Raw genomic sequence first — 19,414 nt, forward strand, 5'->3', positions numbered from 1 at the left:
CGTCAGCTCGACGGGGTACGCATCTGCACGAACGAGACCTCTCTGCGCGGCGCGAAGCCCAGCGCCTCGTACAGCCGGAGGGCATCGGTGTTCGACACCGAGACGTGCAGGAAGGGCTGTTCGCCCCGGGCCCGCACGCCCACGGCCACCGCCCGGACCAGCCGGCTCGCCAGGCCCTCGCCGCGATGGGCCGGATCGGTGCACACGGCGCTGATCTCCGTCCACCCCGGCAGCCGCATCCGCTGGCCGGCCATCGCCACGAGGCGCCCCCCGCGGCGGATACCCAGATAACCGCCGAGCTCGATGGTGCGCCGCGAGAACGGGCCGGGCCTGGTCCGCGCGACCAGGTCGAGCATCTCCGGGACGTCACCGGCCCGCAGCGGGACGGCCTCCGGGTCGGGCCGGTCCACCAGGTCGTCACCGAGGAACTGGAGGGCGGGCACCGCCATCGTCACCTCCCACCCGGGCGGCGGGAGCATCCGCAGGCCGGAGAAACCCAGCAGGACTCCCGGCCCGGCGAGTTCGGCCAGCTCCGCCCAGGCGCCAGGGTCGGCGCCGTCACCCACCGCCGCGAACGGCGAGATCTCGGGTGGATAGCGCGCCGCGCGAGACGTGGCGATGGCGAGATGAGCGTGCGCGCCCGCGAGTGACTCCCAGACCGGGTTGTCGAGAACCGACTCGGCGACGGTCACCGATCCCGTGGCAGGCTCCGGCAGCGCGCTCGGGCTCACGCCCGTCGGACCCATCGAACCTCCCGCCGGCGACGGGCGCGGACAGCGCGCCCGGCCGTCAGACTATGCGCCGGCTCCGAATCAGTGCGAAACACCCACCCGCTGCCGGTCCGGGCGATACCCCACGACCTGGGAACACGCCCCGGGAGCACGCCCTGTGAGTACGCCACCGGCGCACCGCCGCGGCATACCAACGCCGCGGCGACCGGGCCCGCCGTCGAACGGCCACCGCGGCCCCGGCGAGCGGCCGGCGAGCGGGACGCGCGGAGCGGACGGCACCCCCGGAGACACCCGTCGGCGCACCCCCACCCCAACCGGGAGCCGGCGGTCGGGTGCGCCCGGGACGGCGGCACGCCCCACTGTCAGGCCACGTTCCGCTTGACAGACAGCGTGGACACGCGGCGATCTTCCGGCGCAACGGCCCCTCCGAGCGTCCCCGGTGCACCCGTGCGGGGGTGATCGCGGCGCCGGCACCGCCGCGGGGCGGGAGCCGGGCGGTGCCCCGAGCAGGGCGATTCCCCGCCGGCACAGGATGAACCGACGCGCGACCGTCCTTAACTGAGAAGGAATTCAACAAGTATCCGCCCGGGCCACCCCACCCGCCAAAAGTGTCGCCGCAATTGCCACAAGCGACCCGTGACGCCCCGAACCGGGCGGCAGCAATGCCAGGCTGTCAACTCTTCAAGCACCCGGAATCCTTCTCTCCGGGCGACCGAACGGGATTCCAGCAAAACAGAAACAAACCTTACACACTACAGACGAACAACAGTAACACTCCGATACCACTTGCGGCTATCACCCGACAGCGCCGCCCCGCGCCTGGCGCGCGACCCGTCCGAGGTGTCCCTAGCATGTGCGACGCGCATATGACCTGCACTGATGGTTCAGCTTCGGCCCGGGGGCGATCCCGGGCGCGGACGCGGATCACGGCGCAGGGCGGCGACGGCGAGGGGGCGAAGATCGACGTGGTCAGTACGGCCGGCGGCGCGACCCACACCGGTGCTCCCACGCACCGGGAATCACGGTCGCGCGACCGGGAGGACGTATTCCGCCGCAACGGCACGAACAGTTCAGAAAAAGGCCGGGAGGGGGTCCCAGCCGTACCTTTTCAGGATTACCGAGAAGTATCCGAGAACTCTTCCCGACAGACGACTCCGACCATGATCTTCCCGTGGGACGTTGGATTTTCCGTGGTCCCTCCCGACCGCGGCAGGCCGGCCCTGGCCCACCGACCACCGACGACGAGGACCTGATCGATGTCAGAACACGCAATCGCTCGTCATCAGGTACAGCGACCAGCGACGGCCCGGGACCTGATCGTGCCGCCGGCCGCGGCCGTGCTCGTCGTCATGGTCATCGGCCTGGTCGCGGCGGCCGTGTCGCCCGCCGAGGGCCGCGGCGCGATCCTGTTCTGCGTCTCGGTCGCCGCGCTGCTCGTCGGCTTCGCCAGCACCGTGGCCGTCCGCAACCGGCAGACCGTGCGGGAGCTGCGCGGCCGGGTCGTCGCCCTGGAGACGCGCGCCAGCCGCTCGGCCGCCCAGACCGAACGGCTCGCCCGCGAGGTCCTCCCCGCGGTGGTGGAACGCCTCCGCGAGGGGTCGTCCGTCCAGACGGCGCTCGGGGAGGCCCCGCGCGGCACCGAGGGCACGCACCAGCACATCCTGCGCACCGTCGCGGAGGAGGTCAGCCGCGGGGAGCGGATGCGCAGCGCGGCCATGGCGGCCTGCGCGAACGCGGCCGGCCGGATGCAGGCGCTGAGCACCAGCATGCTCGCCGACCTGCGGGCCATGGAGGAACGGCACAGCGAGGAGGTCCTCGGCGACCTGCTCCGGCTCGACCACCTCACCGCCCAGGCCGGCCGGCTCGCGGACAGCATCGCCGTGCTCACCGGCGGGCGCTCCGGGCGCCGGTGGACGAAGCCGATCGTGATGGAGAGCCTCCTGCGCGGCTCCATGGGACGGATCAGCGCCTACCAGCGGGTCCGCCTGCACTCGGTGAGCGCGGTCGCGGTGGTCGGCTACGCCGCCGAGGGCATCATGCACGCCCTCGCCGAGCTGATGGACAACGCGACCAGCTTCTCGCCGCCCTCCGAGGAGGTGCATGTCTACGTCGAGGAGGTGCAGGCCGGGGTCGTCATCACCATCGAGGACGGCGGCCTCGTCATGGGGCCGGCCGCCCTCGAGCGGGCCGAGCGTGCCGTCTCGGCGGAGGTCCTCGACCTGACCACACTGTCCGGGACGCGGCTCGGCCTGGCGGTCGTCGGCGTCCTCGCCCGCAAGCACGGGCTGACGGTGTCCTTCCGGCCCTCCTCACGCGGCGGCACCGGGGTCGTCGTCATGATCCCGCGCCAGCTCATCACCGCGCCGAGGTCGGTTGTCGCCCCGCCGGCGGTCGCCGACTCCGCGGACACGGTCACCGCCGGGCTGCCCACGGTCGTGCCGTCCAGGCTGCCCGCGCTCCTCTCCCCTGAGGCGAACGCGACGAGCGCGGGGACCACGGGCAAGGTGGGGAGCGCGGCGGGCGCGGCCACGGCGCGAATCGCGGTCGACCCGGTCACCGAGTTCATCTCGCTGCCCCAGCGGACGCCGGAGCACCCCGCGCGGCTCGACGCCGGCCACGCCGCCGCCTCGGCGCGCGAGGCCGGGGCGGCCCGCGAGGCCGGGGCGGCCCGCGAGGCGACGCCGGACGCGACCACGGTCGCCAGCGCCGTCCCGAGCCCGGCGCTGGCCGCGGATGCCGACGGGAGCACCGACGAGGCGGGCGCTCCGCCGCTGCTGACCCTGCCCAAGCGTGAGCGCGGGCAGTCCCTCGCGGCGAGCGCACGCGCCGCGGCCCTGCTCGCCGCGCCGCCGCGCACCCACCGGCCACGCCGCAACTCCAGCGCGAACTTCGCCGCCTTCCGCCGGGCGATGCGCGCCGCCGGAACCAGCCACGTCCGGCCCGCCGGTCCGGCGCCCGGACGCGCGGGCGCGCTGGTCACGGCAGCCGCCACCGGCACCACGGCCAGCCCGTCGGCAGCCCCCGGGGATGCGGACGTCCCCGATGGCACCGGCGAGCCGGACCAGCAGGACACGTGACCTGCCAGCGCCGCGTCACGACGAACGTCCCGCATGACGACCAGCGCCCTGCATGACGACCAGCACAGCACTGGACGACCTGATTGGAGGCAGGGGCACGACCGGATGGGACCCACCCGCCCGGCGCCCCGCGATCCCGATGAACACCACTGAGCGCGATCTCGACTGGCTGCTGGAAAACCTCCTCGCCCGCACCCCGGGGACCCGCCACGCCCTGGTGCTCTCCAGGGACGGGCTCAAGCTGTGCCGCTCGTCCGGACTGAGCATCGACCAGGCCGACCAACTGTCCGCGATCGCTTCGGGGATCCAGAGCCTCGCGCACGGCGCGTCGATCGAGTTCGGGGACGGCACCGGCGGCGTGCGGCAGTCGATGACCGAGTACCACGGCGGGCTGCTGTTCATCGTCGACGCCGGCCAGGGCGCGCACCTCGCGGTGATCGCCACCGACGACGCCGACGCCGGCATCATCGGCCACAACATGAGCGAGCTCGTCGAACAGATCGGCGAGTACCTGAGCGCGGCGCCACGCGATCCCGTCCAGCCCGCGCTACTGCCATGATCCGTCGGCTCGTCGACAGCGAGGACCCGGACCGCCTCTACACCGTCACCGGCGGCCGCAGCCGGGCCGGAGACACCGCCTTCGACCTCGTCACGCTCGTCACGAGCAGGAGCGAGCCGACGCCCGGGATGCAGTCCGAACACGTCCGGATCCTGCGGGTCTGCCGCGCGCCGACCGCGGTGGTCGAGCTGTCGGCGGACCTGAAGCTGCCGGTGAGCATCGTGAAGATCCTGCTGTCCGATCTGCTCGAGCGGGGCCGGATCTCGGCACGCCACCCCTCGACCCCGAACGACCCCTCGCAACTGCCCGATCCCGCGTTCCTGAAGCAGGTGCTCGTTGGACTCCAGAAGCTCTGAGCCCGCCGCCCGGCCGCCGCTGCAGACCACGGCCCGGGACGGCGTCAAGATCGTGATCGTCGGTGGTTTCGGTGTGGGCAAGACCACGATGGTCCGTTCGGTCAGCGAGATCCGGCCGCTGAGCACGGAGGAGGTGATGACCGAGGCCGGCGTCGGCATCGACGACAACGGCGACGTCCTCGAGAAGAACACGACCACGGTCGCGTTCGACTTCGGACGGATCAGTCTCGACGCCGAGATGGTGCTCTACCTGTTCGGCGCCCCCGGCCAGGAGCGGTTCTGGTTCCTGTGGGAGCGGCTGTTCGCGGGGACGCTCGGGGCGGTGGTGCTCGTCGACACCCGGCGGGTCGCCGACTCGTGGTACGCGATCGACCGGCTCGAGCACCACCGGATGCCCTTCATCGTGGCGCGGAACAACTTCGGCTCCCCCGAGCACTCGCTGGAGGACCTGCGCGAGGCGCTCTCGCTGTCACCCAACGTCCCCGTGATCGACTGCGACGCCCGGGCCCGGTCGTCCAGCAAGGACGTGCTGATCACCCTCGTGCGCCACCTCTGCGAGCTGTCCGCGGCGCGCGAGGAGCGCGAGGCGGAGGCGTCGTGACAACCGCCCGCGAGCCGGCGCGCGAGTCAGTCCGCGAGCCGGCACGCGAGCCGGCCGGCGCGGCGCGGGAGCGGCCGCCCGGCGGCCGGACCCCGCCCTGCCACCTGGGCGAGGCGCAGTTCCAGGGTGGGCCGGCGCGGGCCTACCGCGACCTGCGCCGGGAGCACGGCGCCGTCGCGCCCGTGCTGCTCGACGGCGGCCTGCCGGCCTGGCTGGTCCTCGGCTACCGGGAGCTGCACTACGTCCTGAGCCATCCGGAGATCTTCGCCCATGACCCGCGTCACTGGGCCGGCTGGGACGACGTCCCGCCCGACTGGGCCGCCCTGCCCGGTGTCGGACACCGCCCGTCCGTGCTCCGCGCCGAGGGGGCGGAGCACCGGCGGCGCTACACCGCCATCCAGGACGTCCTCGGCGCGGTGGACCTCTTCGAGCTCCGGGCCCGCGCCGAGGAGATCACCGACGACGTGATCGACGCCTTCGCCGGGCGCGGGGAGACCGATCTGATCGACTCGTTCGCGCACCGGGTGCCCGCCCTGGTCCTGGCGTCGCTGTGCGGGCCGCCCGAGGTCGACACCGCGGGCCTGGTGCACGACCTGATCGTCCTGATCGACGACGGCCCGGACGCGGCCGAGAGCCACCAGCGGGTCCTGGACCGGCTGCGGTGGCTGCTCGCCGACCGGCGCGAGCATCCCGACGACGACATCGTCTCGCGCCTGATCGCCCACCCGGCCGGGCTCGCCGACGAGGAGGTCGTCGAGGACCTCGCCGTGGTGTTCGGGTTCGGCGCGCGCGCCGTGGCCGGCTGGATCGGCAACTCGCTGCGCCTGCTGCTCACCGACGGGTCGTTCGCCCTCGACCTGTCCGGCGGACGGCGCAGCGTCATGCAGGCGCTGAACCAGGTCCTGTGGGAGGACACGCCGATGCAGGTCGTCGCCGGGCGGTGGGCGACCCGCAACACCCAGCTCGGCGGGCAGCGCATCGAGGCCGGCGACATGATCGCGCTCGGGCTCGGGGCCGGCAACGCCGATCCGCAGGTCCGCCGCGGCCACGCCCCGGACACCCAGACGGGCGCGGGGACCAGCGCCAACAGCGCCCACCTGTCCTTCGGCCACGGCGAGCACCGCTGCCCGTACCCCGCGCAGGAGATCGCCGAGGTCGTCACCCGGACCGCGGTCGAGGCACTCCTCGACCGCCTGCCCAACATGTGGATCGCCGTCCCGGCCGATGCCCTCGGCTGGCGGCGGACCGCGTGGAACCGCGCTCTGACGGCGTTGCCGGTCCGGTTCAGTCCCGTGTGAGGACCGCGACAGGCCGCACCGCGCGGCACCACGCTGACCCGGAGGCCGGAGACAGCACATGACCCATCCCAACCCCCGCCAGCTCGGCACGTGCGCGAGCGGCATGCCCCGCGCGCTCGGCGCCGTCCGCCAGCTCGGCACGCTGCGCCAGTACGGCGCGTCCTGCCCGGCACCGACCACCCGCCGCGGCGGGCCCGAGGACACCCCGTCCGGCGAGCCCGTGCCCGGACCATCCAGCGGCCCGCCGAGCGGACCGCGCGGCGGGTCGGTGCGCGGCGCGGCGGGCGCCCACCCGCCGGTACGGCCGGATCTCGACGCGCGCTGGCCGGCGCACGCCACCGCCGTCCGGCTACCGGCCGACGGCCCCGGGGACGACCGCGCCGCGTTCTACCGGCGTATCCGCGACGAGCACGGCCCGGTCGCCCCGGTCCTGCTCGAGGGGGACGTCCCGGCCTGGCTGGTGCTCGGCTACCGCGAGGTCGTCTACGTCGCCGGCACCCCGGCCCTGTTCGGCCGGGACTGCCGGATCTGGAACGCCTGGGATCTTGTCCCGCCGGCCTGGCCGCTGCAGTCGGTGGTCGGCCAGCGGCCGTCGCTACGCGCCCTCGACGGGCCCGCCCACGCCCGCCGGCTGGGCGCCGTCGGCGACGTGCTGGGCATGTTCGAGCCGCACGGCCTGCGGGCGCAGGCGGCCAGCGGCGCCGACGCCCTGATCGACGCGATGGCCGGCGACGGCCGCGCCGAGCTCATGACCCAGTACGCCAGCCCGCTGCCGGCGATGGTCGCGGCCGGGATGTGGGGGCTGCCCGACACCGACCTGACCGCGCTCGCCCGGGATCTGACCCTGCTCGTCAGCGGCGGGACGGGGGCCCGCGACGCGCGTCGGCGGGCCCACGCGATGCTCACCCGGGTGGTCCGGCGCCGCCGCGCGCAACCGGGCGACGACGCGGTGTCGGCGCTGCTCACCCATCCGGCCGGCCTGCGCGACGACGAAGTCGTCGAGGACGTCATGGCGACCCTGATCGCCGGCCAGGCGCCGACCGCGGACTGGATCGGGAACACGCTGCGGCTGATGCTGACCGACCCCCGGTTCGCCACCGACCTCGCCGGTGGACGGCTCAGCGCGGGGGACGCGATGGCCGAGGTGCTGTGGGCGGACCCGCCGATCCAGAACCTCGTCGCGCGGTGGGCCCGGCGCGACGTCCGGCTCGGCGGGCGCTGGATCCGCGCGGGCGACCTGCTCATCTTTGGCCTGTCGGCCGCGAACTCCGATCCGTGGGCACGTCCCCAGCCCTCCGGGCGCCCGTCAGGCAACCACGCCCACCTGGCGTTCGGCCACGGCGAGCACCGCTGCCCCTTCCCCGCCCAGATGACGGCCGAGACGATCGCGACCACCGCGATCGAGGTGCTCCTGGACCGCCTCCCCGATCTCGAACTCGCCGTGGAGCCGCGGGACCTGCGCTGGCGCCCGTCGGTGTGGGCACGCGGGGTCGCCGCGCTCCCGGTGCGCTTCACGCCCCCCTGAGCGGCCCCGGCCAGGGCACGTCCGCCCCGCCACCTGTCCCGGGGATCGGCGGGCGCGGCATCCCGACGGCGTCCAGGATCCCGGTCACCTCCGCCAGCACGTCCGCGGCCGGCGCGTCCGCGTCGATGACGACACAGTCGACGCCGGACATCACCTCGTCGTAGCGCGCGCACGCCTCGACGGCCTCCCGCAGGGCCGCGGCCTCGTCCACCCGGCCCGCGGACTCCCGGCCCGCTGAGGCCGACCCCCCCGACTCCTGCCCCGCTGAAGCCTGTCCCGCCGGCCCATGCCCCGCTGTGGCCTGCCCTGCCGACGCCCGGCGTGCCAGCCGCGCGGCCGCCACCTCGGGCGAGACGCGCAGATAGAGCACGAGGTCGGGAACGGGCACGTACGAGGCGATCTGCAGGTACCACTCGGTGTACTCGCCGAGGTCCCCGCAGTAGACCTCCCAGGTCTGGATCCAGCGGTCGGCCACCACCAGGTCGAACCCCGCCAGGAACTCCTCCAGGTACCGGAACTGGACGGCGGCCTCGATCAGGCGAGCGGCGTGGACGAGATTCGCCGGGACCGCGCCGAGCGGCTCACCGAGGGTACTCAGCCGCCGCATCAGGTCCCGGAGCACCGCGTCGGTCTGCGACGCCAGGTGCAGGTGCAGCGCCGCCGGTGCCGCGGTCAGCCGCCGCACCAGGGCGAGCTTGCCCGCTCCGGCCGGGCCTTCGACGGCCAGCAGAGCGTAGGGACGCGCCGGCGCGGCGCCGAAGGTGAAGACGTCGCTGGCCAAGAGCATCCCGACCGGATCGGCTGCCGCCCGACGCGGACGCGGACCGGCGCGGCAGAGTTCGTCGACGGCGCACCGAGCTCGATGGGCACCGAACCAGCTGGTGCACCGAGCAGGGAGCGAATCACCGCCGCGGATGGTCCCGCGGCGAGCTGTGCCCGTCCGATTCTGGTACCGGTCGGGCGAACCGGCAATAGACGGCAGCCGCATTTACGGCGTCGTAACACTCCGGTGGGCCCCGCTCACCCGAGCGGCGGACGCGCCCGCCGCCGGCGATCTACAGTTCGGGCATGAGCCGGAAAGATCCACTGCTTGTGGCCGTGGAGGGTGTCGACGGAGCCGGGAAGACCACGCTCATCCGCGGCCTGGAGACGGTGCTGCGCCCGCTGCGCGGAACCCGGCCGGCGCGCGTGTGCGTGGAGATCTTCCGTGCGATCGCCGAGCCCGACGACACCGTCCTGCACCAGGCGGTCATCCCCGGCCCGGTGCGGCGGCTGGCCCACCTGATCGAGCTCTCCGCCCAACTGCGCTACCGCACCGGCCCGGACGGCCGTCCCGACCTGCTGTTCGACCGGTGGATCCAGTCGTCAGAGGTGCACTGCGGCCCCTACGGGGAGCAGCACCGGCCGTGGCTCGAGCACATGGAGGATCTGCTTCCCCGCCCCGACCCGCTGCTGTGGCTGCGCGTACCGCCCTCGCTCGCCTACGAGCGGATGGTCGCCCGCGGCGACCGCCGCACCCGGGCCTTCACTCCGGCGGCGCTGCGCGCCCACCTCGTCGAGCAGGCCGACGGCTACGAGAAGATCATGGCCCAGGCCGACAACGTCGTCGAGCTGGACGGGACGCAGTCCCGGGAGAGGCTGCTCGAGCAGGCGGCCTCGGCGATCGAGGCCGTCGCCGCGCGGCGCGAGCAGGCCGCACGGCGCGGGCAGACCACGCGGGCCGGCGGGGCCGACACCGCCCCGAACGTGCTTCAGGGCCCGTGGGATGTTCCCCACGGGCCCTGAAGATCACTTACCTACGGCCTACTCGCGGCCGAACTGCTCCCGCAGACGCCGCAGCGCCTCCTCGTCGATCGCCGAAGCGGGCTGCTCCGACTGCGACGAGGTGTAGGAGGACGGTGCCGCCGCGGCGGCGTCGGCCTCCTGCGCGGCCCGGATCTGGGCCTGGTGGGCCTCGAACCGGGTCTGGGCCTCCGCGTACTGCCGCTCCCACTCGGCCTGCTGCTCCTCGAAGCCCGGCAGCCACTCGCCGGTCTCGGGGTCGAAGCCCTCGGGGTACACGTAGTTGCCCTGCTCGTCGTACTTGGCTTCCATGCCGTACTGGCTCGGGTCGAACGAGTCGCCCTCGGCGACCAGCGAGGACGCCTCGTTCGCCTGCTTCAGCGAGAGGCTGATCCGGCGCCGGTCGAGGTCGATGTCGATGACCTTGACCAGGATCTCGTCGCCGACATTGACGACCTGCTCGGGGATCTCGACGTGGCGCTCGGCCAGCTCCGAGATGTGCACCAGGCCCTCGATGCCCTCGTCCACGCGGACGAACGCGCCGAACGGCACGAGCTTGGTGACCCGACCGGGTACGACCTGGCCGATCGCGTGCGTCCGGGCGAACTGGCGCCACGGGTCCTCCTGCGTCGCCTTCAGCGACAGGGAGACCCGCTCACGGTCCAGGTCGACGTCGAGAACCTCGACGGTGACCTCCTGGCCGACCTCGACCACCTCGGACGGGTGGTCGATGTGCTTCCAGGACAGCTCGGACACGTGCACGAGGCCGTCGACGCCACCCAGGTCCACGAAGGCACCGAAGTTGACGATGGAGCTGACCACGCCCTTGCGGATCTGGCCCTTGGCGAGCTGGGCGAGGAACTCCGACCGCACCTCGCTCTGGGTCTGCTCCAGCCAGGCGCGGCGGGACAGAACCACGTTGTTGCGGTTCTTGTCCAGCTCGATGATCTTGGCTTCGAGCTCACGGCCCACGTAGGGCTGGAGGTCGCGGACCCGGCRCATCTCCACGAGGGAGGCGGGAAGGAAGCCGCGCAGGCCGATGTCGAGGATGAGACCACCCTTGACGACCTCGATGACGGTGCCGGTGACGACGCCGTCCTCCTCCTTGAGCTTCTCGATCGTGCCCCAGGCGCGCTCGTACTGCGCACGCTTCTTGGACAGGATCAGACGGCCTTCCTTGTCCTCCTTCTGGAGGACGAGGGCCTCGACGTGGTCGCCGACCGTGACGACCTCGTGCGGATCGACATCGTGCTTGATCGAGAGCTCCCGCGACGGGATGACACCCTCGGTCTTGTAACCGATGTCGAGCAGCACCTCGTCGCGGTCCACCTTGACGATGATGCCGTCGACGATGTCGCCGTCGTTGAAGAACTTGATCGTCTTGTCGACCGCGGCGAGGAAATCCTCCGCCGAGCCGATGTCGTTGACCGCAACCTGTGGTGTGGTCGGGCTGTGCGAGGTGGTCACGGTCTCCACGGGTCGTACGTCGGTGGTGCTCGTCAAGGGGTCGGCTCCGACTGGGAATCGTCCAAAGCGCGAGGGCCGGATCGAACCGCCGGGACGGAGKGACAGGCACCGAACGCAAGAACGACACTGTCAGAACCGATAACGACCGCTCGAGTGGATCCGCTCGGTCTGAGACCCACGAACCCTCGTGCAACTCCCAAGTCTAGGGAGCGGTGTCCCACGAGGTCAACGGGAGGGCACACAGACGCGGAGCCAGTCCTGCCGAACCCCTCACCCTGTGGGGCTTTCATAGTACGAAAAGTCACCAGCCATCGTCCCGCCCGCCGTCGAGAATGTGGCCCAGTCGGCTCTCGGCTGCGCCGTCCGGGCCGGGCCCGCCGGGCCCGCCAGACCCGCGGGCCGGCTCCCGGCCGGGTCGCCGGGCGCGGTCGCCGGCCGGGCGCCGCGGGGCGGGGGTGACCGGCGGCGGCTACGCGGAGCCGCCGGGACCTGGTACCCCACGCTCCCGCGCCCCGCGCCCCGGCTCCGCGCGCGGCCGGGGAGCCGGGCCGGGCGACCGGTCCGCCGCCGGGGCACCCGGGCGCGTGCCGGGTCCGGCACCGGGCGCCCGGCCGGTCCGCAGCGGCATCGTCCGCGCCGACTCGCCGTCGGGGGCACTGTCCGCTCCGCGGTGTCCGCCAGCGGCTCCGTGGTGTCCGCTACCGGACAGTTCCTGGCGCCACCTCTCGTCCACCCGGGACTCCACCGACCAGCGCTCGTCGGTGCCGGCCGGCGCCCCCGCGCCGGCCGGGACCGGCTCGGCGGGCCCCGCCGGCACCGGCCGGGACCGCGCGCGCACCCGCCGGGCCCACTCCCGACCCAGCGTCATGCAGGGCCGTTCCACCAGGAAGTAGGTGATCGTGGAGACCGCACAGGTCAGCACGAGCACCAGCAGGAAGAACGGGGCGAACGCCAGCTCGCCGGCGGCCGTCCCGGTGTGCTCGGCGACCACCTCGATCACGACCGTGTGCCACAGGTAGATCCCGTACGAGATGAGGCCGAGGTAGGCCATCGGGCGGCAGGTCAGCAACCGCCGCACCAGGCCCTGGTCGGGCGGCCCGAACACCGCGGGCAGGATCAGGAAGAAGCCGAACAGGCCGTAGAACAGGTGCCGGCCCATGTCCTGGGTGCGGTCCGGCACGAACAGCGGCTGCAGCGGGAGGTCGACCTGGGTGCTGGCCACCCAGTAGAAGAACGCGGCGATGAGCCAGCAGGCCCCGCCGGACCACCGCCACCGCGCCCACGCCGGCGTCCGCCCGTTCTGGACGTACCAGGCCGACAGGACGGCGATCAGCATCCCCATGGCGAACAGGTCCCACCAGACCGGCAGCCAGACCGTCCAGCCGTCGGCCCACCAGATGTGCGAGCCGATCAGCGCGTAGTGCAGGACCCGGCTGATCACGAAGATCACGGCGAGGGCCACAAGCTCGACCCTGAGCTGGGAGCGGGCCGGGCGGCGCCGGCGGACGAGCAGCCAGGCATAGAACGGGACGGAGATGTAGAAGGCGAACTCCACGTTGAGGGTCCACGCCTGGGTGAGGCCCTGGATCGCCCAGTGCTGCCGGTAGCCCTGCATGAAGAAGGCCGTCTGCAGCAGCCCGGCGAAGCCGTGGACGCCCATCTTGTCGTTGGGTACGACGTTGAGCGCGACCGCCAGCGCCAGCCAGTACAGCGGGATGATCCGCAGCAGCCGGCGGATGTAGAAGCCGGCGGCGTCCGGGGCTCCGCGGCCGCTCAGGTGCGCCACGGCGAACGGGCGGTAGAGCAGGAAGCCCGAGATCAGGAAGAAGACCGCGACGCCGATCTCACCGCGGGCGGTGTAGACGCCGATGGAGTTGCCGGTGGTCAGCCCGCTGTTGAACGACACGTGCACGACCAGGACCAGCAGCGCCGCGATCGCGCGCAGCCCGTCGAAGCCCGCGAACACCACCGGCGCGGACCGGGCCGCCTCCGCCTGTGCGGGCACGGCCGGTCCCGTGCTGGCCGTGGCCGCGGAGCCCGGACGGCCCGGCGCCCGGCCACCGCTCCCACGGTCGAAACCGGCGGTCACCGACCGTGACCACTACTGTCGGCGATGTCTGGCACGGTCGCAAGGTACCAGGCGGTACCCGACGGCTCGGCGGCCCGCGCCACCCCAGCGAGCCGGGCGCGACCCCCGAAAACGGTGCCGGAAGGCAGCCGTGTCGTCACTTTACGCGCTCACGCTGGGCCTCGGCGGTGGCCAGGCCCGCCCGGCGACGGCGCAGCGCACCGACGACGGCCGCGATCCCGACCGCCGCGAGCAGGACGACCRCCGGCTCGGCGCACGCCCGGAACCGGGTAGTGCCGTAGACCAGCACCGAGGCCAGCGTGAGTGTGACCGGTACCGCCAGCAGCGGCAGCAGGACGACCCCCCGTCGGCGCAGCACCACCGTGCCGGCGACGGCGGCCAGCTCGAGCACCCAGAGGCAGACCATGCCGAGCCGGCTCAGCCCCAGCGGGCGCAGCTCCACGCCGTCGAACTCGGTCTGCTGCCACGGCCGGTAGAGGCCCCACGTCCGGCCGGCCCGGGCGGCGGCGACACGGGGCAGCTCACCGGCGTTGTCACCAATGAACCGGTAGGCGGCCTCCCGGTAGTAGACGTCCCGCTCGGACCGCTCCACCGGCGCCTGGTCCAGCGCCTGGATGCAGTCGAACGACCACCACCCCGTGTACTTGCCGAAGTAGCTCGCCTCGCAGTGGGTGACGGCCAGCGTCGAGCCGAGCCCGGACGAGAGGAACTCGGGCTCCTCGAAGCGGGACAGGTTGTAGGCCGTCCAGGGGGCCACCACGGCGACGCTCGTGCCGGCGGCGGCCGCGAGCAGGCCGAGGCGGCGACGCCACGGCAGCGGACGGCTCATCGCGATCAGGGGCACCACGAGCACCAGGGCGAGYAGCGCGAGCTCGGCGCGGGCGAGCATCGCGGCGGCCAGCGCCGCGCCGAGCCAGCAGGCGTCCGCCACGGTCCGCCGGTCCCAGAAGCGGTGGGCCGCGGCGATCAGCAGGGCGCAGGTCAGGATTCCGGTGGTCTCGGACATCACCAGGGCGTCGTTGAGCCACATCCCCGGGTAGAGCGCCGCGATGCCGGCGGCGAGCAGGCCGGTGGCCGGGCCGGCGGCGCGGCGGCCTACCAGGCCGACGACGCCGACCGACACCGCACCGAGCAGACACGAGAAGATCTGGTGCGACAGGAACCCGGTGAAGCCCAGCACGGACGGGATGGCGAGCAGCGCACTCGTCAGTGGTGGGTGCTGCGCGTCCGGGACGTATCTGTCGAAGTACCTCAACTCGAACGGATCGGGCCAGCCGTGCCCGTCCGCGAACAGGTTCGCGGCCTGGTGGTAATAGAAAGGGTCACCGTCGACGACCGCGGGATGCATCCATCCGAACAGGTAGCCGAGGCGGACACCGAGACCGACGGCGACCACCACCAGCAGGCCGATCCACCACGCCCGCCCGGCCGGCGCGAGCCGGGGCGGTGCCGCGGACCGCGCGCCGGGATCCGATGACCCCTGTGTCGGGGGCTGGCCGGACCCGGCCAGGCGACCCCTGCCGGGGCGCCCTCCGGACCTCGACCATCGGCCCGCGGCCGCCGACCGATGCGCCCCGGGCGGGCGGGGCGTCGGCGCGAGTTGACCCTCATCCGACAGAACGTCCGCGGCACCGTCTGATCGATCCGTCGTAGCCTCGACCACGGAACCCGGCGATCTGGACATACCAGATGAATCGCGCGGAACTGGGGGACCGTCGGGATCACCGGCGGTGACCGACGGTGAGCTGCTGTCAGGCACCCGCGGAAGGTACCAATGCTGGCCCATTGGAGGTATTGCCGAGCCCGACATCTCCGGTCTGGGACTACCACGCGTTTCCCCTGACCGGAACCGCGGATTAGCCTTGCCGATCGGGCCCATGTGCTGCTCCCGGTACGCGAACGGACACGGCACCGTCCGTGCCAGGCCCCGTCCGGCTCGATCCGGTGGCCTGCCGCCACACCTGCGCACCTACGACATCGGAAGGGGACCGGGCTGAGCCGCCGAGACACCGACACCTACCCGCTGGCTCGCCCCCGCCCCGGTCAGCCGGAGGACGGCCACGCCGCCGAGCGCAACCCGCGGCGCCCCGCCCGGGACCGGCGCAGAGCCGCGGACCGCCGTGCGGAGCCGGACTCCGGCACCGACGCGGCCGGCGGTCCGGGCGCGGCCACGGGCCCAGGTGCCGACATCGATCGTCCTGCCGCAGGCCGACGCGCGGACACGGGCAGTGGCACGGAGTACGACGAGGCCACAGACCATTTGGACGGCCTGTATCTCGACCGGTCCCGGCTCGACGCCGCCTACCAGGACGACGCCTACCCGGACCCCGAGGGCCGCCTGCGCCGGGCCGGCGCGTACAGCGGCGACGAGACCGAGCACATCGAGCGCCGGGCCGCCGCCTCACGCGACCCACGCGAGGCGGCACGCGACGCCGACGATCACACCCGCGTCATCGCCCGCCCCCGCGTCCCAGCCCGTGCCGGGCGAGCCGCCCGCACGGGGAGCCCCGCGGGCGACCGGAGCCCGCGGGGCGGCCACGAGCTCGTCGGGAGCGGCCCGCCGCGCCCGCACGGCGCCGAGCCGGCCGAGGCCCGCCGGGCCGGTTCCCGCCAGCCGGTGGCCGACCCGCATGCGACCGGCCCGCTCGAGACCGGGCAGCCGGACGACGGATCGCCGGAGACCGGGCCGCTCGAGACCGGACCACTCACGGCACCGGTGCTGGCACCATTGGGCCACTCTCCCGCGCTGGACGGCCTGCGCGCCCTCGCCGTCCTCGGGGTGATGGCCTACCACGCGGGCCTGAGCTGGATGCCGGGCGGACTGCTCGGCGTCGACGCCTTCTTCGTCCTCTCCGGATTCCTGATCACCGGCCTGCTCGTGGCCGAGTACCGGACCACCCGGCGCATCGACCTGAAGTCGTTCTGGATCCGCCGCACCCGACGTCTGATGCCGGCACTGCTGACGATGATGCTGGGCGTGGCGGCCTACGCCCGGTTCGTCGCCCAGCCCAGCGAGGTCGAGACACTGCGCGTGGACGCGCTGTCGACCCTCGGGTACGTCGCCAACTGGCGGTTCGCGCTGTCGGACCAGAGCTATTTCGACCACTTCTCCGCCCCGTCCCCGCTGCTGCACACCTGGTCGCTGGCGGTGGAGGAACAGTTCTACGTCCTGTGGCCGCTCGCCGTCTACCTGCTGATGTGGCACAGCGGGCGCACCACGGCGCGGTGGCGCAACCAGCGCCACAAGGCGCAGACCCTGATCCTGACCGTCGCCGTGCTGGGCGCGGAGGCGTCCGCGCTGCTCGGGCTGCTGCTGGTCGTGCTGGGCGCGGACGCCTCCCGCATCTACTACGGCACGGACACCCGCGCGCAGGCGCTGCTGGCCGGCGCCGCACTGGCTGTGTGGCGGATCCAGCGGCGGACACCGCTCACCGAGCGGACGAAGAAGGGCCTGTCCGTCGCCGGCTGCCTCGCCGGGGTGGCGATGCTCACGGTCTGGGCGACCGTCGACGGCGAGAGCCGGGTGCTCTACTCCGGCGGCTTCCTGGGCGTGGCGGTGATCGTGATGCTGCTGATCGCCTCGATCGTCGAGGTGCCCCGCGGGCCGGCCGCGCGGGTGCTGTCGCTCCCGCCGCTACCCACCATCGGCCGGGTCTCCTACGGCCTCTACCTGTGGCACTGGCCGGTCTTCCTGACCGTCACCGCGGCCCGCACGGGGCTGAGCGGCGCGGCGCTGCTGGGCGTGCGCGTGGCCGTCACGGCGGCGATCACCATCGCCTCGTTCCACCTGGTCGAAAACCCGATCAGGCGACGGAAGATCCGTTTCCCCATGCCGCGGGTCACCGTCCCGGCCTCGATCTGCGCGGTCGTCGCCCTGGTGATGGTCGCCACGATCGCGGACCCGTCCGCCGGCCGCGGCGCGGCGGACCTGGAGCAGCTGGCCGCGCGGGCCGCTACCGCGGCACCGCCGACGGCCCGGGCCGAGCCGGTGACGGGCCGACCGCTGCGGGCCGTCCTGGCCGGGGACTCGCTCGCGCTCACCCTCGGCTTCAGCGAGTTCTCCACGTCCGCCGCCCGCGAGGGCCTGGAGATCCACGACGGCTCCCAGCTCGGATGCGGGGTGACCCGCTCGCCGCGCCGCCTCCTCATGGGCGAGGTGAACCTGCCACCTCCGGGGTGCGACCAGTGGCCCACCCGCCTCAGCCGGAAAGTCGACGAGCTCCGTCCCGACCTGGCCATGCTGCTGGTCGGGCGCTGGGAGGTCACCGACCAGGACCTCGAGGGCCGACGGACCCACATCGGTGATCCGGCGTTCGACGCCTATCTCGGGCGCGAGCTCGACCTGGCGATCACCACCCTCTCGGCCCGCGGAGCGAAGGTGGTGCTGCTGACCGCCCCGATGTTCGAGGAGGGTGAGGCGGCGGACGGCAGCATCTACCCGGAAACCCGGGCCGACCGGGTGATCCAGTTCAACAAGCTGCTTCGCCAGACCGCCGCGCGGCACTCCGCCGTCACCACCGTCATCGATCTCGCCGCGGTACTCAGCCCGGGCAACGAGTACCGCGGTGAGATCGACGGCGTTCGCGTGCGCGACGACGACGGTGTTCACATCAGCAACGGCGGTGGAGCGCGGGCCGGCCAGATGGTGCTACCCGAGCTTCTCAAGCTGGCCCGCCCGGCCACGGCGCGTGGTGCCGACGGGCCGGCCCCGGCACCCGAGTGACCCGGCCGCTTTACCTGACGCTAACCTTCCGCAGCAGTACTCCACGGGCCACAGGAGGATGATCGTGCCTCGCGCGCTGATTACGGGAATCACCGGCCAGGACGGGTTGTATCTGGGGGAGTTGCTGGTTGGGCGGGGTTATGAGGTGTTCGGGCTGGTGCGCGGGCAGTCGAACCCGAAGGTGGCGACCGTGGAGCGGCTGGTGCCGGGGGTCGTGTTGTTGGAGGGTGATCTGACGGATCTTCCGTCGTTGATCGGCGCGGTGGAGATCTCCCAGCCCGACGAGGTGTACAACCTGGGCGCGATCTCGTTCGTCGGACTCTCCTGGAAGCAGGCGGAGCTGACCGGGGAGACGACGGGTATGGGGGTGCTGCGGGTTCTGGAGGCGCTGCGGATCGCGGGCGGTAACGACCTGTCCCGGGTGCGGTTCTACCAGGCGTCCTCGTCGGAGATGTTCGGAAAGGTGCGGGAGACGCCGCAGCGGGAGACGACGCCGTTTCATCCGCGTTCCCCGTACGGGGTGGCGAAGACGTTCGGGCATTACCTGACGGTGAATTACCGCGAGTCGTACGGGTTGTTCGCGTGTTCGGGGATGTTGTTCAATCACGAGTCGCCGCGGCGGGGAATCGAGTTCGTGACGCGGAAGATCTCGCGGGCGGTGGCGCGGATTTCACTCGGTCTGCAGGACTCGGTGTCCCTGGGGAATCTGGAGTCGCGGCGCGACTGGGGTTTCGCGGGGGACTACGTGGACGCGATGTGGCGGATGCTCCAGCAGGACACCCCGGACGACTTCGTGGTGGCGACCGGCGAGACCCACAGCATTCGTGAGTTGTTGGACGTCGCCTTCGCCCGGGTGGGCATCGAGGACTGGTCCGGCTACGTCCGCTCCGACCCGCGGTTCTTCCGCCCGGCCGAGGTGGATGTCCTCGTGGGCGACGCGTCGAAGGCCCGTGAGGTGCTGGGGTGGAAGCCGCGGGTCGGCTTCCACGAGCTGGTGGAGATGATGGTCGACGCCGACCTCGCCACCGAGGCCGCTGCGGCGGACAGACACTGACCAACCGGTGACCGACGTTCCCCGGGTGCCCGCCACCGAGCCCGCACGACTGGCGCGGGCCGCACCACCCGCGCCGAGACCTGGCGCGGGTGAATACACACCCGGGCGCATGTCACGCCGTGTGACGGGGAGGGTACGCGCGTGCGCGACTC

The 19,414-nt window shown here is 72.9% G+C and carries 14 protein-coding genes; 9 read left to right on the plus strand and 5 right to left on the minus strand.

All coding sequences use genetic code 11. The features are described 5' to 3' along the window. Positions 1-2: 2 nt before the first annotated feature. Positions 3-746 carry a GNAT family N-acetyltransferase gene (locus BBK14_RS09175; RefSeq protein WP_198541216.1) on the minus strand — a complete coding sequence of 248 codons (744 nt, stop codon included), beginning with the start codon at positions 744-746 and terminating at the stop codon, positions 3-5. 1,241 nt (positions 747-1,987) lie between these two features. On the opposite strand from BBK14_RS09175, the gene BBK14_RS09180 reads away from it, so the two are divergent. The 6 genes from BBK14_RS09180 (at position 1,988) to BBK14_RS09205 (ending at position 8,147) form a co-directional block, all read left to right on the plus strand. Then, the gene (locus BBK14_RS09180; protein ID WP_071061012.1) at positions 1,988-3,808 is read left to right on the plus strand and encodes an ATP-binding protein; all 1,821 of its coding nucleotides are present in this window, start codon (positions 1,988-1,990) and stop codon (positions 3,806-3,808) included. A gap of 139 nt (positions 3,809-3,947) precedes the next feature. Then, a complete protein-coding gene (locus BBK14_RS09185; RefSeq protein ID WP_041256585.1) occupies positions 3,948-4,367 on the plus strand; it encodes a roadblock/LC7 domain-containing protein in 420 nt (139 codons plus the stop codon). Further along, a complete protein-coding gene (locus BBK14_RS09190) occupies positions 4,364-4,723 on the plus strand; it encodes a DUF742 domain-containing protein (protein WP_041254845.1) in 360 nt (119 codons plus the stop codon). Before BBK14_RS09185 ends, BBK14_RS09190 begins: the two co-directional genes overlap by 4 nt. Next, the gene (locus BBK14_RS09195) at positions 4,704-5,324 is read left to right on the plus strand and encodes a GTP-binding protein (RefSeq protein WP_071061014.1); all 621 of its coding nucleotides are present in this window, start codon (positions 4,704-4,706) and stop codon (positions 5,322-5,324) included. Before BBK14_RS09190 ends, BBK14_RS09195 begins: the two co-directional genes overlap by 20 nt. Further along, positions 5,321-6,622 carry a cytochrome P450 gene (locus BBK14_RS09200; RefSeq protein ID WP_071061016.1) on the plus strand — a complete coding sequence of 434 codons (1,302 nt, stop codon included), beginning with the start codon at positions 5,321-5,323 and terminating at the stop codon, positions 6,620-6,622. The genes BBK14_RS09195 and BBK14_RS09200 overlap by 4 nt, the downstream gene beginning before the upstream one ends. A 58-nt stretch (positions 6,623-6,680) precedes the next feature. Further along, the gene (locus BBK14_RS09205) at positions 6,681-8,147 is read left to right on the plus strand and encodes a cytochrome P450 (RefSeq protein WP_071061017.1); all 1,467 of its coding nucleotides are present in this window, start codon (positions 6,681-6,683) and stop codon (positions 8,145-8,147) included. Here BBK14_RS09205 and BBK14_RS41225 read toward each other — a convergent pair. Then, positions 8,134-8,934, minus strand: coding sequence for a hypothetical protein (locus tag BBK14_RS41225; RefSeq protein WP_071061020.1), 801 nt, complete (start codon positions 8,932-8,934; stop codon positions 8,134-8,136). The two genes, BBK14_RS09205 and BBK14_RS41225, sit on opposite strands and share 14 nt — an antisense overlap. Before the next feature lie 281 nt (positions 8,935-9,215). Between BBK14_RS41225 and BBK14_RS09215 the strand changes: the two genes are divergently transcribed. Next, positions 9,216-9,932, plus strand: a complete 717-nt coding sequence (locus BBK14_RS09215; protein WP_071061022.1) for a nucleoside/nucleotide kinase family protein — start codon at positions 9,216-9,218, stop codon at positions 9,930-9,932. 18 nt (positions 9,933-9,950) lie between these two features. On the opposite strand, the gene rpsA is transcribed toward BBK14_RS09215, so the two are convergent. From rpsA to BBK14_RS09230, 3 genes are all read right to left on the minus strand, one after another. Further along, positions 9,951-11,432, minus strand: coding sequence for a 30S ribosomal protein S1 (rpsA, locus tag BBK14_RS09220; protein WP_071061024.1), 1,482 nt, complete (start codon positions 11,430-11,432; stop codon positions 9,951-9,953). A 433-nt stretch (positions 11,433-11,865) separates the two neighbouring features. Continuing rightward, positions 11,866-13,401 (minus strand): acyltransferase family protein, encoded by a 1,536-nt coding sequence (locus BBK14_RS41230; RefSeq protein ID WP_275078465.1) that lies wholly within the window; start codon positions 13,399-13,401, stop codon positions 11,866-11,868. Between the two features lie 220 nt (positions 13,402-13,621). Continuing rightward, on the minus strand, positions 13,622-14,884 hold the full coding sequence (locus BBK14_RS09230; RefSeq protein ID WP_338045443.1) for a glycosyltransferase family 39 protein: 1,263 nt from the start codon (positions 14,882-14,884) through the stop codon (positions 13,622-13,624). Positions 14,885-15,364: 480 nt separating this feature from the next. On the opposite strand from BBK14_RS09230, the gene BBK14_RS09235 reads away from it, so the two are divergent. Together BBK14_RS09235 and gmd are read left to right on the plus strand one after the other, a co-directional pair. Next, on the plus strand, positions 15,365-18,208 hold the full coding sequence (locus BBK14_RS09235) for an acyltransferase family protein (RefSeq protein WP_071061026.1): 2,844 nt from the start codon (positions 15,365-15,367) through the stop codon (positions 18,206-18,208). Between the two features lie 64 nt (positions 18,209-18,272). Next, positions 18,273-19,262, plus strand: a complete 990-nt coding sequence (gene gmd, locus BBK14_RS09240) for a GDP-mannose 4,6-dehydratase (RefSeq protein WP_071061174.1) — start codon at positions 18,273-18,275, stop codon at positions 19,260-19,262. The last annotated feature ends 152 nt before the right edge of the window (positions 19,263-19,414 follow it).

Source organism: Parafrankia soli (assembly GCF_001854695.1).
GTDB classification, from domain to species: Bacteria; Actinomycetota; Actinomycetes; order Frankiales; family Frankiaceae; genus Parafrankia; species Parafrankia soli.

Excerpts from the sequence above, each read along its gene's own strand:
- BBK14_RS09185 (WP_041256585.1), top strand. The coding sequence starts at position 3,948 with ATGAACACCACTGAGCGCGATCTCGACTGGCTGCTGGAAAACCTCCTC.
- BBK14_RS41225 (WP_071061020.1), bottom strand. The coding sequence starts at position 8,934 with ATGCTCTTGGCCAGCGACGTCTTCACCTTCGGCGCCGCGCCGGCGCGT.
- BBK14_RS09205 (WP_071061017.1), top strand. The coding sequence starts at position 6,681 with ATGACCCATCCCAACCCCCGCCAGCTCGGCACGTGCGCGAGCGGCATG.
- BBK14_RS09175 (WP_198541216.1), bottom strand. The coding sequence starts at position 746 with ATGGGTCCGACGGGCGTGAGCCCGAGCGCGCTGCCGGAGCCTGCCACG.
- BBK14_RS09180 (WP_071061012.1), top strand. The coding sequence starts at position 1,988 with ATGTCAGAACACGCAATCGCTCGTCATCAGGTACAGCGACCAGCGACG.
- BBK14_RS09190 (WP_041254845.1), top strand. The coding sequence starts at position 4,364 with ATGATCCGTCGGCTCGTCGACAGCGAGGACCCGGACCGCCTCTACACC.
- BBK14_RS09215 (WP_071061022.1), top strand. The coding sequence starts at position 9,216 with ATGAGCCGGAAAGATCCACTGCTTGTGGCCGTGGAGGGTGTCGACGGA.